At 61.0% G+C, this 15,608-nt stretch carries 10 protein-coding genes and 1 pseudogene; all 11 read right to left on the minus strand.

Annotated elements, in window-relative coordinates:
* Nucleotides 1–483, minus strand: a pseudogene (locus tag BV034_RS27405) (hypothetical protein); the annotation flags it as partial.
* A gap of 160 nt (nucleotides 484–643) precedes the next feature.
* On the minus strand, nucleotides 644–2,155 hold the full coding sequence (trpE, locus tag BV034_RS27410) for an anthranilate synthase component I (RefSeq protein ID WP_050030145.1): 1,512 nt from the start codon (nucleotides 2,153–2,155) through the stop codon (nucleotides 644–646).
* A gap of 759 nt (nucleotides 2,156–2,914) precedes the next feature.
* Nucleotides 2,915–4,381 (minus strand): NADH-quinone oxidoreductase subunit N, encoded by a 1,467-nt coding sequence (locus BV034_RS27415; RefSeq protein WP_050030146.1) that lies wholly within the window; start codon nucleotides 4,379–4,381, stop codon nucleotides 2,915–2,917.
* An 11-nt stretch (nucleotides 4,382–4,392) separates the two neighbouring features.
* Nucleotides 4,393–5,877 (minus strand): NADH-quinone oxidoreductase subunit M, encoded by a 1,485-nt coding sequence (locus BV034_RS27420; RefSeq protein ID WP_063768920.1) that lies wholly within the window; start codon nucleotides 5,875–5,877, stop codon nucleotides 4,393–4,395.
* A 39-nt stretch (nucleotides 5,878–5,916) separates the two neighbouring features.
* Nucleotides 5,917–7,770 carry an NADH-quinone oxidoreductase subunit L gene (nuoL, locus tag BV034_RS27425; RefSeq protein ID WP_050030147.1) on the minus strand — a complete coding sequence of 618 codons (1,854 nt, stop codon included), beginning with the start codon at nucleotides 7,768–7,770 and terminating at the stop codon, nucleotides 5,917–5,919.
* Nucleotides 7,771–7,812: 42 nt separating this feature from the next.
* A complete protein-coding gene (nuoK, locus tag BV034_RS27430; RefSeq protein WP_050030148.1) occupies nucleotides 7,813–8,130 on the minus strand; it encodes an NADH-quinone oxidoreductase subunit NuoK in 318 nt (105 codons plus the stop codon).
* Nucleotides 8,131–8,171: 41 nt separating this feature from the next.
* Nucleotides 8,172–8,735, minus strand: a complete 564-nt coding sequence (locus BV034_RS27435) for an NADH-quinone oxidoreductase subunit J (RefSeq protein WP_050030149.1) — start codon at nucleotides 8,733–8,735, stop codon at nucleotides 8,172–8,174.
* Nucleotides 8,736–8,806: 71 nt separating this feature from the next.
* On the minus strand, nucleotides 8,807–9,340 hold the full coding sequence (locus BV034_RS27440) for an NADH-quinone oxidoreductase subunit I (protein ID WP_050030150.1): 534 nt from the start codon (nucleotides 9,338–9,340) through the stop codon (nucleotides 8,807–8,809).
* Nucleotides 9,341–9,368: 28 nt separating this feature from the next.
* Entirely contained in the window at nucleotides 9,369–10,562 is a 1,194-nt protein-coding gene (locus BV034_RS27445) for a complex I subunit 1 family protein (RefSeq protein ID WP_050030151.1), read from the minus strand.
* Nucleotides 10,563–10,565: 3 nt separating this feature from the next.
* Complete coding sequence (locus BV034_RS27450; protein WP_050030152.1) at nucleotides 10,566–12,296, minus strand: molybdopterin-dependent oxidoreductase; 1,731 nt, start codon at nucleotides 12,294–12,296, stop codon at nucleotides 10,566–10,568.
* 816 nt (nucleotides 12,297–13,112) lie between these two features.
* Nucleotides 13,113–15,464: a hypothetical protein gene (locus tag BV034_RS27455; RefSeq protein ID WP_265593543.1), complete on the minus strand. Its 2,352-nt coding sequence runs from the start codon at nucleotides 15,462–15,464 to the stop codon at nucleotides 13,113–13,115.
* Nucleotides 15,465–15,608 lie beyond the last annotated feature (144 nt).

Raw genomic sequence — 15,608 nt, forward strand, 5'->3', positions numbered from 1 at the left:
GGTCGTTTTGTAGTCAATACAGTCGTTATAAGGCAGCGCCACGTAGAACGGGTTCTGCTTGGGCACGAAGCCCGCGGGGCGGTAGTCCGGAGCCCGGCGTGAGGGATCGGGATCGTCGTATCCGCCGAAATTAGCCGTCCACTGGGTGTCCCAGGAACTCGCCGTGTTGGGCGTCGGGTTGTTCTCCGTGGGGAGCTCCCCTACCCAGAATACCGTGGCCACGATGTCCGTTTTCCACGGATAGCGGGTGTAGGTCGTCCGGGGCAGCGTGGGCGCGAACACCCGCGGCAGGGGGGCGAAAGCCGGAGGAGCCGTCTGGGACTCCAGCGTCTGACGCGATACGGAAAGCGCTCCCAATGAGGCACTTTCACTGGTGATATTGGCGGCCACCGGTGTCAGCGTTTGCGTTTGGGCAAATGTGGCTGACGCGGCAAGGGCCACCAGCGAACAAATTAACGGTTGGGTCAACTGTTTGCTAATCATGATTTCCGCAGGGGGTCGGGCGTAAAGGTGATTTTACCATGTCCGGGCTCCGGGGTGCAATCCCTGAAGCCAGATTTGTTATAAAATTTTCTTCAACTCGCCCACGATGACCGGGCAATGGAATAAACGTTCCGAGCCCCCTGCTGGTTGTAATTAATTTTCAGGCCGACAGTTCTTTGGCCCTCTGGAGTCCTCGAAGCATGCCTCGCGCTTTATTCAAGGTTTCCTGATATTCATAAGTGGGATCAGAATCAGCCACCACTCCGGCACCGGCCTGCACATAGGCCTTGCCGTCCTTCAGCACGCACGTGCGCAGCGCGATGCAGCTGTCGAGTGTTCCATCGAACCCGAAGTAGCCCACGGCACCCGCATAGGCGCAGCGTTTGCTCTTCTCCACCTCGTTGATGATCTCCATGGCGCGTACTTTCGGCGAACCGCTCACGGTGCCCGCCGGGAAGGTGGCGCGCATGACATCATAGGCGCTGCGCTCCGGGGAGAGCGTGCCCTCCACGTTGGACACGATGTGCATGACGTGGGAGTAGCGCTCGATCACCATCAGTTCGTTTACTCGAACCGTGCCGTACTCGGAGACGCGGCCCACGTCGTTGCGGGCCAGGTCCACCAGCATGATATGCTCCGCCCGCTCTTTGGGATCAGCCAGCAGCTCCGCCGCCAGCGCATCGTCCTCGGCCGGAGTGGCCCCTCTCCAGCGCGTGCCGGCGATGGGGCGGATCTCGATCTTGCCGCCGATGCACTTCACATGCACCTCCGGAGAGCTGCCCACGAGGGAGAAGCCGTCCGGGAAGTTGAGGCAGAACATGTACGGCGAGGGGTTCACATGACGCAGGGCCCTGTAGAGGTCCACCGGGCTTCCTGTGTATTCGGTCTCGAACCGCTGGGAGGGCACGAACTGGAAGATGTCCCCCGCCTTGATGTACTCCTTGCCCGCCAGCACCATGGCCTCGTACTCGGCCTGGGTGGTGTTGCCGCTGGGCGCGGGCACGTTGTTTCCTCCCTCCGGCGCGAACGCCTGGAGGGTGCGCACCTGAAGTGGGGCCTCGAGCTTGGCCACCAGCTCGTGGATGCGGGTGTTCGCCCATGCATACGCGACCTCAGGCGTCGCGTGGTCGGGCATGAACACATTGGCCACGATGGTGAGCTTGCGGTGCTTGTGGTCAAAGATGATGACCGTGTCCGCGATCATGAACACCATGTCCGGCACGCCCAGCTCGTCCTTGGGCGGCGGAGGCAGGGTGGGTTCGAAGAAACGCACCATGTCATAGCTGAGGTAACCGACGGCCCCGCCGTGAAAGACCGGTGAGGGTGGCGGCATGGCCGGCTTGAACGCGGCCATGATGTCCTCCAGCTCCTTGAGCGGGTCGCCCTCTGCCGTGTAGGTGCGGGTGGCCCCCTTCTCCTCAATGGTGATCTCCCGCCCGCGGGCGGTGAAGACCAGGCGAGGATCACTGCCCAGCAGCGAGTAGCGGCCCGAATGCTGGGTCAGCTCGGCCGACTCCAGCAGGAAGGCATGACGCCCGTCGTGAATGCGCTGGAACGCCGAGAGCGGCGTCTCGTAGTCAGCCGCCAGCTCCACCCAGACCGGCACGAGATTGCCATGAGCGGCACGTGCCTTGAAAGTCGCGAGATCGGGTTGGAGATACGGGGTGAGCATAGGAGCGGGGTTTGAGCACGAACGCAGAGGGTCGGTATTGTGTACCCGGCTGGGGAAGCGTGCAAGTTTCAGTGGGCAGTAGGCAGTGCGTCAGTGGTCAAGGTGTTGGGGGAGGAGGGGTGCGAGATGGTCTGGGGGCTTGCGGGGGGTTTGGTACTTGGTACTTGGTACTTGGTACTTGGTACTTGGTACTTGGTGCGTCGGGGCGTCGGGCGTTCGTCCCGGAGGGACGGTGGACGCTAGCCGGTGGTGACAACCACCGGGTTTGACGCCTTCCAAACGCTTCGCGTCCCGGAGGGACGCTGGAAGGCTCAGGCCTGCTGCACCTAGCCATCCCCTACCCCACAGCTGGCGTCGACTCCCCCACCACGTCAGGTCTTCAAGTCTTGTGTCTCCCGCGCAGCGTGCTGGCACATCCAGACTATGCCTGCTGAGATGCCGCAGGTGTATTTGTGACACCGGCTGCCAGCCGGTGCTGCGTGCTACTGGCGTTTCATCGGTTCAGGCTCGGACGAGGTGCTATCAACGTCGGTCGTTTGGTACGGGCACGGGGGCTCCGTTGACGCTCGGCGGTTGTGCAAGCACAAACCGCCACTCCTTGAGAGAGGTGGCGAAACCGTGTGATTCTCGCTCGCAAACTGAACCGGCGGGACGCCGGTACCACGCACCGGCTGGAAGCCGGTGGCACTGGGGAATCCGGGCACAAAAAAGGGGAGCGGCGCTCCCCTTCTCTGAAAACTGAAAACTCCACCGGTCACTTCATTTCACCAACGCAAACCGGATCAGGTCTGGATACACGCCCACCACGAGGATGGCGGCAACGAAGACGGCGAGGCTGACTTTGGAGAGCAGGCCGAGATCGGGGGTGGGGCCTTCGGACGGGCCGTCTGGCTTGGAGTAAACGGCCAAGATGACCTTGAAGTAGTAGAAGAAGCCGGTGGCGGCGCCGATCACGGCGATGGCGAGGTAGGTGTAGTACCCTTCCAGCACGGTGGCGAAGATCACGAAGAACTTGCCCATGAACCCTGCGGTGAGGGGCAGACCCGCCAAGGAAGCCAGGGCGATGGCGAGAGCGAGCCCCAGGGTGGGGTTGGCGCGGCCGAGGCCTTTGAGCGAGGCGATGTCTTCACCGTAACCCTTGGCGCGCATGGCGCTGAGGATCAGGAAGCAGACAAAGGTCATCGGCAGATAGGTGGCCAGGTAGAAGGCGGCAACTTCACCGGAGGTCATCTTCAAACCACCCGTGTGGATGCAGGCGAGGGCGACGAGGAGATAACCGGCGTGGGCGATGCTGGAGTAGCCCAGCAGGCGCTTGAAGTTGGTCTGCGCGATGGCAGCCAGGTTGCCGAGCAGGATGGTGGCACCACCGAGGATGAGCAGGATCTGAATGACTGGACCAGCAACGACCGAACCGGGTGTCAGGAAAGTGCCCACGATGCGGGTCAGTACCACGAACCCGGCGGCCTTGGAGCCAACGGAAAGGAAGGCGGTAACCGGAGTGGGGGCACCTTGATAGACGTCTGGAATCCAGATGTGGAACGGGACAGCACCGACCTTGAATGCGAGGCCAGCCAGCATGAGCCCGACAGCGAAGAGGATGGGAGCGGAATTGCCTTCCCAATGGGCCAACTTGTAAGCAACGCCGGAAAGCGAAAGCTCACCGGTCATGCCGTAGAGCCAGGACATTCCGTAAACCAGCAGACCAGTGCTGAGAGCGCCCAGGATGAGGTACTTCACCCCGGCTTCCAGGGAGGCGGCGCTGCGGCGCATGAAAGCGACCAAGACATAGAAGCTCACGGTCACCAGTTCCAGCGCGACGAAGATCGTGATCAGATCCACAGCGGAGGCCATGACCATCATGCCCACGCAGACAAAGAGCGGCAGGCTGTAGAACTCGCCCAGGCCCGCTTCCTTGGTGCGCTCCGGGTGGGTGGCCACGAACTGGTGGATGATCGGGGCGTACTCCAGGGAGAGGATGATGGTGGCCAGGGTGGCGATGATGGCGAAGCCCTTGTAGAAGAGCGCCAGGGGATCCACCACGTAGAACTCCTTGAGCGAGTCCGGGACGCTGCCGGCGGCACCGCTCACGATGACGGCCAAGGCCGCCAGCAGTCCGCCAATGGCCGCGTAGGCAATGAGCTTGCGGGGCACGCTGGCAAAGGACTCCACCAGCAGGAGCACGAGGCCGAGCAAGCCGAGACCGAGTTCGAGGGACAAGGGAGACATGGCAGTTTACTTCACTTCAAACCGGTCGCCGCCAAGGAGACCTGAACGACGTTCAAAAGAATGGCAGGATAGAGCCCCACCACCAAGAGCACGGCGGCAAGGAGGAACATGGGGACGCGCTGCAACAGCGACGGATCGCTCATGAAATGGCCGGCGGAAGGCTGGCCAAAGAAGATCTTGCGGTAGGCGCGCAGCATGTACACGGCGCTGATGACCACACCCCAGAGGGACAGGATGGTCGTGATCTGCAGGAAGGTGAAGCCTTCGCTGGCCTGGAAGTTCTTGAAGGTGGAGAGGAAGATGAGCACCTCACCCGCGAAGTTGGCCAGACCGGGCAGACCGATGGAGGCGAAGGCACCCACACCGAAAATCAGGCTCAGGAAAGGAGCATTGGCCGCCAGACCACCGAGCTTGTCGAACTCCAGTGTGCCGAGCTGATTGCGCAGGCGGCCGCAGAGCATGAAGAGCAGGGCCACGGAAATGCCGTGGGCGAACATGAGGAGGACGGCACCGTTCTGCCCCAGAGCGTTGCCAGAGGCCAGACCCAGGAAGATGTAGCCCATGTGCATCACGCTCGAGTTGGCCAGGAGCCCGTCCAAGCGGCGCTGATGCAGCGTCACAAAGCCCATGACGAGGATGTTGCCCAGCAGCATGTAGAGCAGCGCGTGCTGCACCCAGGGGGTGTTTGCCCCAGTCGGGAGGAGCGGCAGGGCGATGCGGATGAGACCGTAGAGACCGAACTTCTTGAGCACGCCAGCGTGCATCATGGCGATCGGTGTGGGCGCGGCGGCATAGGCCGGAGCCGCCCAGCTATGGAACGGGAAGAGGCTGACCAGGGTACCGAAGCCAACCAGCAGGACAAAGAAGTTTGCAGCAGCGTATTTCGCGTAAGGAGCATCGGCGGCCAGTGGCTTGAGCGCGAGAAGGTCAAACGTGAGCTTCCCCTTCTCCGGGCTGCAATACCAGACCACGCCCAACAATCCTGCCAGGAGGATCAGGCTGCCCACACCAAGGTAGATGGTGATGCGCCAGGCAGCGTCCTTCTTGTCCCCATGGCCGAAGAGGGCGATCATGAGGAAGGTAGGGATGAGCGCCAGTTCGTGGAAGGCGTACAGGAAGAAAATATCCGTGCAGAGGAAGGCCCCGAGAGCACCGGAGGCAATCAGCAAGGTGGAGGTGTAGTAGATGCGTTCCTTGTCCACCAGGCTCCAGAGTGCAGCCAGCGTCACCAGCACGGTGAGCAGCGCCATGGTGAGGCTCAAGCCATCTGCCCCAACGGCGAACTGGATGTGCGGGCTGGTGAGGACGGTGCGAGCATGGCGGAAGGCCATGGCGCCATCTGCACCATGCAGCGACTGGTAGTTCAGGAAGGCCCAGCCCACCAGCACCAGGTTCAGTAGCGACGCCGCCAGCGCCGTAATCCGAGCGGGCGAACCCAGCCAGGTGACCAGCGCGGCCAGCAGGGGCAGCAGGATGATGATTTCGAGCAGGCTCACAGTCTTGAGTAAAAAGGGCTTCGCTTAAAGGCTTGGGACTCAGGGCTTCGTGGAAAAGAACACCGCCAGGTACACCACGACGACAATGCCCAGACCAAGCACGAAGGTGTAGGCCTGAAGACTGCCGGACTGCAGACCGCGCATCCAGCTTCCCAGTCCGCTGGCCAGCGCCGCTGGGAGGCGCACGGTCAGACCGTCCACGAAGATTCTTTCCAGAGCGGTGACCAACCAGGCAAAACGGTCCTGACCATACTTCACGAGACCGGCGTAGAACTCGTCGATGTAGAACTTGTTGGCGAAGAGCGGGATGTTCACCGGGTCCTTGTCCGCGTTCCGGTAGAGGCGGGTGGCGGCGAGGAAGCCGACGATGACGGCCACCAGCGAGCAGCCCATCACGACCTTGGCACCAGCGCCCTCATGATGATTTGGCACGAGCGCTTGAAGCGGCTCTGCCAAGAAGTGATAACCCGCCAAAACGGAGGGGAAAGCCAGAACGACCAACGGCAGGATCATCACGAGCGGAGCTTCATGAGCGTGATCCGCATCCTTGCCACGAGCTTTGCCGAAGAAGGCAACGACGACCAGACGGGTCATGTAGAACGCTGTGAGCGTGGCAGTGAGGACGGCCATGCCAAAAAGGATGCCATTGCCGTGGCCATGCTCAGGGTAGGCCACCGCGAGGATGCCTTCCTTGCTCCAGAAACCGGCCATGAGCGGCACGCCCATAAGAGCGGCAGTGCCGATGGCGAAGGTCCAAAACGTGACCGGCATCTTCTTGTACAGACCACCCATCTTCCAGATGTTCTGCTCATGATGGCAGGCGTAGATGACCGCGCCGGAGCCTAGGAACAGCATCGCCTTGAAGAAGGCGTGCGTGTAAAGATGGAACATCCCCTCTTTCGGTCCGCCCAGACCCACAGCCATGACCATGTAGCCGAGCTGGGACAGCGTGGAGTAGGCGAGGATCTTCTTGATGTCGCTCTGCTGGGTGGCCATGAGGGCCGCCATCAGTGCGGTGATTCCCCCGATCCAGGCAATAATGTCACCGGTGACATGCGAGGCACCGATGATGAAATAAACGCGCACCAGCATGTACACCCCTGCGGCCACCATGGTGGCGGCGTGGATGAGGGCGGACACGGGCGTGGGGCCTTCCATGGCGTCTGGCAGCCAGACGTGCAAGGGAGCCTGCGCGCTCTTGCCCATGGCACCGAGGAACAAGCCAAGACCCGCCAGAGTGATGATCCACTCGTAGTTGTCCCGGATGTGATTGAGCGCGCCGCTTTCCATCGAGCCCTGAAGCTGGGCTATGGAGACGTGGCCAGTCAGCCCGAACAGGATGAGGATGCCCGCCATGAAGCCGAAGTCGCCCACGCGGTTCGTAAGGAAGGCCTTCTTCGCAGCATCAGCAGCCTCAGGTTTCTTGAACCAGTGGCCGATGAGCAGGTAGGAACTGACGCCGACCAGCTCCCAGAAGATGAACATCATCACCAGGTTGTCCGCCAGAACAATGCCGTTCATGGAGAACATGAAGAGTGAGAGCGCGCCGAAATAGCGGGCGCGGGCATCGTCATCCTTCATGTACCCGAGCGAGTAGATGTGGACCAGCATGCCGATGAAGGTCACGATGAAGAGCATGCCGCGGCTCTGCGTATCCACCACGAACCCGATGTCGGCGGTGAAGGTGCCCACCTTCAGGTACTCATACAAAAGCAGACCGTTGGGCTGATCTTCCGCGCCCAGGAAGATGAGCGCGCAGCCGAACATGATGATGGACACGCCGGTCGAGACCAGATGCGCCACATTTTTGAGCAGGCCGTGGAACAGCATGATGACCAGCGCCGAAGCCAGCGGCAGCAGCAACACGGTTCCTGTCAGTGAAATGGGTTCCATCGTGACGATATGAGAAAAGAAAATGACCTTGGGCGGGGCAGGTTAGCCCTTGAGCTTCTCCACAGCGGTGATGTCCACACTCTGGCGTGCCCGGAAGAGCGCCACAATGATGGCCAGACCCACGGCCACCTCAGCGGCGGCCACAGTGATCGTGAAGAAAACGAGCGCCTGCGCATTGTAGTCCGGCAGGCCTTCAACAAGGCGGAAACGGGAGAAGGCCACCAGCGTGAGGTTGGCCGCGCTCAGCATCATCTCCAGGCACATGTAGATGGTCAGGATGTTGCGGCGTACCACGACGCCCACAAGGCCGATCGAGAACAGCAGGCCGCTGACAAGGAGATAGTGGTTGAGGGTGACCATGGGAGGCTCTCGGCAGGAATCAGTTTGCTCGGTTGACCAGGCTAGTTCACTTCACGCTTGCTCAGGATGACGACCCCGATGGTGCCAACGAGCAGGAGCGCCCCCATCAACTGGATCTGGAAGGGATAGCGGTGGAAAAGGGCCATGCCGACGAGCTTCGTGTCTGGCAGAGACTTCTTGGCGAGGTCGTCTTTGATGGTCGGGAGTTTCTGGGTCTCAGCCGCAGCTTCAAAGTGGATCGGAACATCGGCGACGGTCTTCTTGCCGGCTTCAAGGCCGCCCAGGATCATGCCGAGCTGCACGATGAAAACGATGGCCAGCAGGGCCCCGCCCACTACGGAGAAGGCGTTCACCTTCTTGAGCGCCTCCGCCTTGATGTCCAGGAGCATGATGATGAAGAGGAACAGCACCATCACCGCACCGGCGTACACCAGGATCTGGATGATACCGATGAAATAAGCGTCAAGGCTGATGAACAGCGCCGCGAGGCCCGCGAAGCTCATGACCAGGGAGAGCGCGCTCGCCACCGGGTTCCGCAACACCACCACCATCAGGCCAAAGACCAGGGTGAGCGCAGAGAAGAGGTAAAACAGAACGGCGGGCATGAGATGCGAGCAGGAATGATGCGAATGCGGTCGGGAGACAGGGAGAAAATTCGGGGCGGGACTGGACGGGTCTACTTCAGCTCGTTCCACTTGTTGACGAGGCCTTCACGCACGCCGCCGATTTCGTAGAGCTTCGTCTTGTCGTGGACCATTTCCGCACGGCTCAAGCCCGTGATGGCGTAGTCCTTGCGCAGGAAGATGGCCTGCTCGGGGCAGACTTCTTCACACATGCCGCAGTAGATGCAGCGGATCATGTCGATATTGAAGAGGCGCGGGCGCTTTTCCACCTTGGCCCAAGGATCCGTGGAGGGGATCTCCTCTGGGATGATGGTGATGGCGCGCGGGGGGCAGATGAATTCACAGAGCTGGCAGCTCACGCAGCGCTCACGGCCGTGTTCGTCTGTCACCAGGGCGGGAGCACCGCGATAGTGGTCAGGCAGGTTCGCATCCCACTTTTCCTCGGGATACTGCATGGTGACCTTCTTCTTGCCCCTGAGAATGGCAATGGCGTGACCGAGCGTGATGAGCAGGCCCTTGGCGAGCGTGGAGATGAACCACTTCTCGTGCCATTTGAGTTTGGGGCGTTGTACAACAACCGTTGCCATAGGGCGTTAGGGAATCAGGTCAGAAAAATCAGTTCGGGAGCCACACGATGAGCGCGGCAGTGAGAATCACGTTGGCGAGCGCCAGTTCAAACATGACCAGCCAGCCCAGCTTCATGAGCTGGTCATAGCGGAAGCGGGGCAGGGTCCAGCGCACCCAGATGAAGAAGATGATGAAGCAGACAACCTTGGCGAGGAAGCAGCCGATGTGCAGCAGGCCGAGCCAGATGGGAGTGGCCCCTTCCACATAGCCTAGACCTAGCGGAGCCCCGAACGGAATGCTCCAGCCGCCGAGGAAGAGAGTGACCGCGAGACCCGACCCGATGATCATGGCCGCGTACTCGCCCATGAAGAAGAGGGCGAACTTCATGGAGCTGTACTCCGTGTGATAACCGGCCACGAGTTCCGTTTCGCACTCTGGAAGGTCGAACGGGGCGCGGTTGGTCTCCGCGAACATGGCGACCACGAAGATGATGAAGGAGATGAAAATGGGGATCCAGAGAACCAGACGCTTGAAGGTGAGCCCTTCACCCCAGAGGGGGAGGAGGAGCCAGCCGTTCTTGTCCTGGTACTGGGCGATCTTGGAGAGGTTCAGGTCTCCGAAGATCATGAGCACGGGGATGATGGAAAGGCCAAGCGCGATCTCATAGGAGATCATCTGGGACGTGCTGCGCACACCGCCGAGGAAGGGATACTTCGAGTTCGAGGACCAACCTGCGAGCACGATGCCGTACACTCCGAGGGAGGCGATGGCGAAGATGTAGAGCGGGCCTACGTTGAGGTCGGCAATGACCAGCTTGATGGGCTTGTGCAGCCAGGCACCTTCCACGCCCAGCTTGGCCAGCCAGCCGAGGTCGAGCTCACTGCCGAAGGGCACCACGGCGGCGGTCATCATGGCCGGGACCATGACCAGCGCGGGTGCGAGCCAGTAGTAGAATTTCTTTACGTGTGCGGGAGTGAAGTCTTCCTTGAGGAAGAATTTCAAACCGTCCGCCAGCGGCTGGATGAGGCCCGCCAGAGCAATGTCCTTCTTCCCGCCGAAGAGCGTGAGCGGGATGCCGGTGCGGTTGGGCCCCACACGGTCCTGAATGATCGCGCTCACGCGCCGCTCAGCATACACTGAGTAGGCGACCATGGGCAGGATGACCATGAAGCTGAAGAAAACGATCTTCACCGCCGCAGCGATGATGAAGGCGAGATTGATGCTGTCCAGAAAGCTTCCCATGACTTATCCCACGATGATGCCTTTGGCCTTGCGCTCGCGTTCCCGCTCCAGCAGAGGCACTTTTTCGCCCGTTTCCATGACCTGCACGCCCAGCTCGCCGATGCGGGCGAGCGTCAGACCACTGAAAATTTCCACGTCACCAGCCATGCGCTTGAAGACGTCTTCCACGCTGTGAATGCCGTTGGAGCCAGCATAGGCGAGGATGATGTCGCGCAGGATTTCCCAGTCATCGCGGGCCTCGCCCGGCGAGTTGACGGCCTTGCTCAGGCGCTGAAGGCGACCCGTGACGTTGATCATGCTGCCACGCTTCTCGGCGTAGCTCGCCGCAGGAAGCACCACGTGAGAAAGCTCAGCGGTGGCGTTGGCCAGAATGTGTGAGGAGGCCAGGAAAGTCAGCTTCTCAAGAGCGGCCTTTTCCAGACCCGCCTTGATGAGGTTCTCACCCAGGGCGAGCACCACCTTGATGGCCCCGCTGTTGATGCCAGCGATGATTTGCGGGAGCTTGGCGCCCGGTTCAGTGCCCCAGATGGCGCGTACGCCGTTGCTGTTGGGGTTCTGGTCGTCCGCGCGGAGGTAGTCGTCGCCACCGCCGGTGCGGGGCACGACATCATAGTTCTCGATGCCAGCGGATTTGACGAGAGCGTGCGTGAGATAGAGCTCCTCGTTGGTCATGCGACCGGAGGCGATCACCGCGATCTCGGAGGCTTTCACGCTCCGGAGGGCTTCGGCGACCTGATTCACGGCCAGCTTCCACGTGGTGGGATGGTGACCGTTGCTCTTCTTGACCAGCGGCTGGGTCAGGCGGTAGTCGCTGTTCACAAAGTGGAAATCCAGGCGGCCCTGGTCACACATCCACGTGGAGTTCACGTCGTTGTTCTCCCGCGGCGTCTGACGGTAAACTTCGTTCTGACGGCTGCTGATCTCGATGTTGCAACCGCGGCCGCACTTCGTGCAGAGGCTCTTGGTTTCCTTCAGGAACCAGACGCGCATCTGGAAGCGGAAGTCATTCGAGGTCAACGCTCCCACCGGACAGATGTCCACAGTGTTGAGGGAGTAGTTGTTCTCCAGGCGCTTGCCGGGGTGGACCGCGAGCGTGGTGTAGCTGCCGCGCTCGGTGAAGCCCAGAACCGGATCATCCGCGATCTCCGCCGTGAACCGGATGCAACGGGAGCACATGATGCAGCGCTCGTCGTCCAGACGGATGCGCGGCCCGATGTCCACATTCTTCGGTTTCTTGACCTTTTCTTCACGGAAGTGGCTCTCGCCATTGCCGTGCTCGACGCTGAATTCCTGAAGGCGGCATTCGCCCGCCTGGTCGCAGATCGGGCAGTCCAGCGGGTGGTTGATGAGCAGCAGCTCCATCACCCCCTTGCGGCATTCCTCGCTCAGCTTGCCCTCGGTGCGAATCCCCTGCCCTTCGGCCACGGTGTTCGCACAGGCGATGACGGGACGCGGCATCCAGCCGATCTTGGCCATCCCAAATTCATCTTTCTCCGGCTCCTGCCCTGGCGTGGGTCGCGGGGGCATCCCCATTTCCACGAGGCACATACGGCAGTTGCCGGGCGACGTGAGCTTGGGGTGGTAACAGTAGTGCGGCACCAGCGCCCCCACCTGACGGCAGGCTTCAATCATGCGCGTCCCCTTGGGGAACTTGTGCCAGACCCCATTGACCTGCACGTTCACCAAGTCCACGGCGGGTGGTGAAGCGGGGGCAGTTACGGCAGTGTTGCTCATGGAATGTGGTATCGCCCCACTATTTGTTTCAGGGCTCATCCAGCAAGTTGAATTTGTGAAATTTTTCACAAAGTCGGGTCCCGGTTCAGTGAATCAGTGGGCTGGAGCCAGTAAGCAGTGGGCAGTGCGTCAGTGGTCAAGGTGTTGGGGGCGGGAGGGAGTGATGGGGGCCAGGGGGCCACGATCCGGCGTCCCTCCGGGACGCAATGTATGGGGATGGGGCGATCCGGTGGTTGTCACCACCGGCTACCGTCCGACATCCCTCCGGGACTGAGGGAGCCAGTGACACCGGCTTCCAGCCGGTGCGTGGTAACGGCGTCCCGCCGGTTCAGTTATGGGGGATGATCCCTGGAGCATGCGCACCATCCGCCGCTCCTTAATCCTCTGTCTCACTATCAGCCCCAACCCACCTATCGCCTCAGGTCTTCTGTCTTGTGTCTTCAAGTCTTGTGTCTCCCGCGCAGCGGGTCGGACTACGCCCGCAGCGTCACCACAGGAGTAGTCTGGTCGTCTCAACCGGCTCAGGCAACGGAGGGGTAAGGTGGCGCATACGACCGACGGAATCGTCAGAGCCGACGGCCGCGCGCCCGTCCCGGAGGGACGATGGATGGTAGCCGGTGGTGACAACCACCGGATTACGGGATCCAAACTCCTTTTGCGTCCCGGAGGGACGCCGGATCTGGCAGGCCAGGGAGAGGGTTCATTGGGGAGAAGACAGCGCTTCTCCGTGGCGACTGAGCCGGTTGGGACAACCGGACTACACCCGCAGCGACGCCGCAGGGGTGAACCGGCGGGACGCCTGTGTCACCTGCCTCCTCAGATGTCGTTAGGGATCTCGAAGACGAATCCGCCGTTGGGAATGAGATGCTGGAACTGCTGACCGAGAACGATCTGGTTCAGCGGCACGTCTTGAATGACGCTGTTGGCCAGGTTCGTGAGTTGCTGGGGATCTGCGTCATCCCCATCCTGAAGGGCGCGAACAAAGCCACGGACGTCCCCCACAGGTTCGGAGCGGAAGAAGTCGTGATCCATCACCTCTCCCATGCTGATACGATGCTCTGGGGTCCGCCGGAGCATGCTGGAAAGCAAGAGTTCCAGCCCGGCTTGCTCGGGATCGTTGCGATCAGTGAGCGCCTGGAGGTTTTGCTGTGTTTCCTCATCCGTGTTCCCAATCACCTGCTGCCCGGGGAAGAAGGCCTCCGCCATGGTCACACCCAGCATCCAGACGTCGGACTTGAGCAGGTTCACCTCCTGACCAGTCCGCTGCGGCAGGTCCACACAGGCATTGACCAGACGGATCAACTTGGCCGACTCCTCCTTCCAGAACTCAGCGTGGTGTTTCCCGCGCCCTTCCTGAAGTTTTCGCTGAAGCTTTTCGAGCCTGGGAAGGGCGACTCTCAACTCTTCCAACACCCCTTCGTCCCCCAAGCCCCGGCACAGGTCCTGAATCCGGCCGAGACTGCCGTTGATTCCGAGGTTCAACTCTTCGATAAGCTCCTGTCGGTTTCCGAGCTCCTGATGGAAGAGAGAAAGCTCGGGCACGTCCTCACTGCCATCCCGACGGGGAAACCGCATGTCCGTGGACAGAGGGTAAGTCTGCGAGCCTACCATGTTCCTCAGGCCCGTCTTGAAGTTGCCCACTTTGACCACGCCATCTTTCAGGAACAGGGTCTCCAGGCAGGGGTTGCCGTGGCTGATGCCCCTGGAATGCATGGCCGTCAGCCCAGTGGAAGCATCACGGAAGACGCTGCGCAACACGCGGCGGCGCAGCAGAGTCTTATTGCGATCAGAGAGCCCCGCCAGAGTTCCCTGACCTCCCACCAGGCCATCCACCTGGCCCATCAGATGGATGGCGCGGCCTCCAGAGCAGTTCTCCAGGCAGAGCACATTGCCCACCCCATTGTGATAGGTGCCCACGAGACGGACCACATTCTCGTGATTGGGAACCTGGGAGTGGATGATGAGTTCGTGGAAAGACTCCCAGGCGAGGTTCTCAGCCACTTTTTCTGAGCTCTCCGGGGCAAGGATCCTCTCCTTCACCACAATGCCGTTTCCCTCCTGGTCCTGACAGCGGCGCACAGCAGTGCATTCGCTCAGAGAAACCATGTCAGGGAATCCATCCCGATCCAGGGAAACAATGTTGTACCTCGAGAGGTTCACCAGCTCCTCTGGAGCGAGAGTCGATTTACAGGCCAGGCCGTTGACGATGCTGGCGTAGAGCCGGTTCAGCGCCCGGTCCACCATCGCCAGACGCTCCCCCTGCAAGTGATCACCCGTCAGGTCCCCGTTGGGATCCAGTTTTTCCAGCAAGCCCTTCTTGAAACTCGCGCAGGAGCAGGAGGCAAACTTCTCCCAGGTGGCCCCACCCACGTCGAGGGCGACAAACATGCGGGGCAACACATCGTCGATCACCTTGTTGAGCGCGTCCTCATTGCCTTCAAAAATGGCGTTGCGAAGCGCGATGCCGTCCTTCTGGTTCAAGTAGCCGCCGTCATCCAGCCAGGCACTGCCGAGATCCTCAATGCCAACCGACTGAAGCTGAAACTCCAGGTCCAGCGCTGCCGCGATGGCAAAATCCAGCATGGCCTGCGCCTTCTTACGCAGGTCCACAGCGGAGGGCAGGCTATCGGAATACGCCTCCAGAAGGCTGCAAAGCTCACGCAGGCAGCGCAGGCGGGCCTTCGGATCATGGGGTGATATTTCCTTAAACTCCCGGGACTTCTGGTACACCTGCTCTGCCAGTTCCCTGCTCTTCCCGCCATCCTTGCCGAGCTTCGACGAGATCTTGGCCCCCAGGTTGGAGAGCTTGATTCCGACCAGATCCAGCTTCGACTTCTTCAGGAAAATCTGGATGCCAAAACCTCCCACCTCCTTGTCCACGGTGAATTGATAGTCGTCGTACTTCTTCTGCATGCCGGAGACGCTCAACGCACGGTCCCGGTATCGCTGGGCGATGCTGGGGTGGATGATCACCTCCTCCGAGGTGCCGTGATACTCATGCGGCGGCAGGATCCGGATCACGGGATGCGACCGCGCCTCACCCTCGTTCAAGAGGGTGATACAACCGATTTCCGGCCGATAGTTGGCGTTGTCATTGCGCAGATTGATGACGCGTTGATCCGTGACGCTCCGGTTGCTGTTGTACTTGTAGCTGTAGTTTGGATTCATGTTCCGAGGGCTGTGGTTTGGGTTCACGCCAGGACGTTGGCACCCGCTCGAAAAAAGAGGCGGTGGAGGAGCCATCCTGGCACAACCCTCCCGGACCCGGCGGCCACGCCGGGTTTTATGAAATCACTCAAAACCCGCCGGACC

The organism is Verrucomicrobium sp. BvORR034, assembly GCF_000739635.1.
In the GTDB taxonomy this organism is placed as follows: domain Bacteria; phylum Verrucomicrobiota; class Verrucomicrobiia; order Verrucomicrobiales; family Verrucomicrobiaceae; genus Verrucomicrobium.

Excerpts from the sequence above, each read along its gene's own strand:
- trpE (WP_050030145.1), bottom strand. The coding sequence starts at position 2,155 with ATGCTCACCCCGTATCTCCAACCCGATCTCGCGACTTTCAAGGCACGT.
- BV034_RS27415 (WP_050030146.1), bottom strand. The coding sequence starts at position 4,381 with ATGTCTCCCTTGTCCCTCGAACTCGGTCTCGGCTTGCTCGGCCTCGTG.
- nuoL (WP_050030147.1), bottom strand. The coding sequence starts at position 7,770 with ATGGAACCCATTTCACTGACAGGAACCGTGTTGCTGCTGCCGCTGGCT.
- nuoK (WP_050030148.1), bottom strand. The coding sequence starts at position 8,130 with ATGGTCACCCTCAACCACTATCTCCTTGTCAGCGGCCTGCTGTTCTCG.
- BV034_RS27435 (WP_050030149.1), bottom strand. The coding sequence starts at position 8,735 with ATGCCCGCCGTTCTGTTTTACCTCTTCTCTGCGCTCACCCTGGTCTTT.
- BV034_RS27440 (WP_050030150.1), bottom strand. The coding sequence starts at position 9,340 with ATGGCAACGGTTGTTGTACAACGCCCCAAACTCAAATGGCACGAGAAG.
- BV034_RS27445 (WP_050030151.1), bottom strand. The coding sequence starts at position 10,562 with ATGGGAAGCTTTCTGGACAGCATCAATCTCGCCTTCATCATCGCTGCG.
- BV034_RS27450 (WP_050030152.1), bottom strand. The coding sequence starts at position 12,296 with ATGAGCAACACTGCCGTAACTGCCCCCGCTTCACCACCCGCCGTGGAC.
- BV034_RS27455 (WP_265593543.1), bottom strand. The coding sequence starts at position 15,464 with ATGAATCCAAACTACAGCTACAAGTACAACAGCAACCGGAGCGTCACG.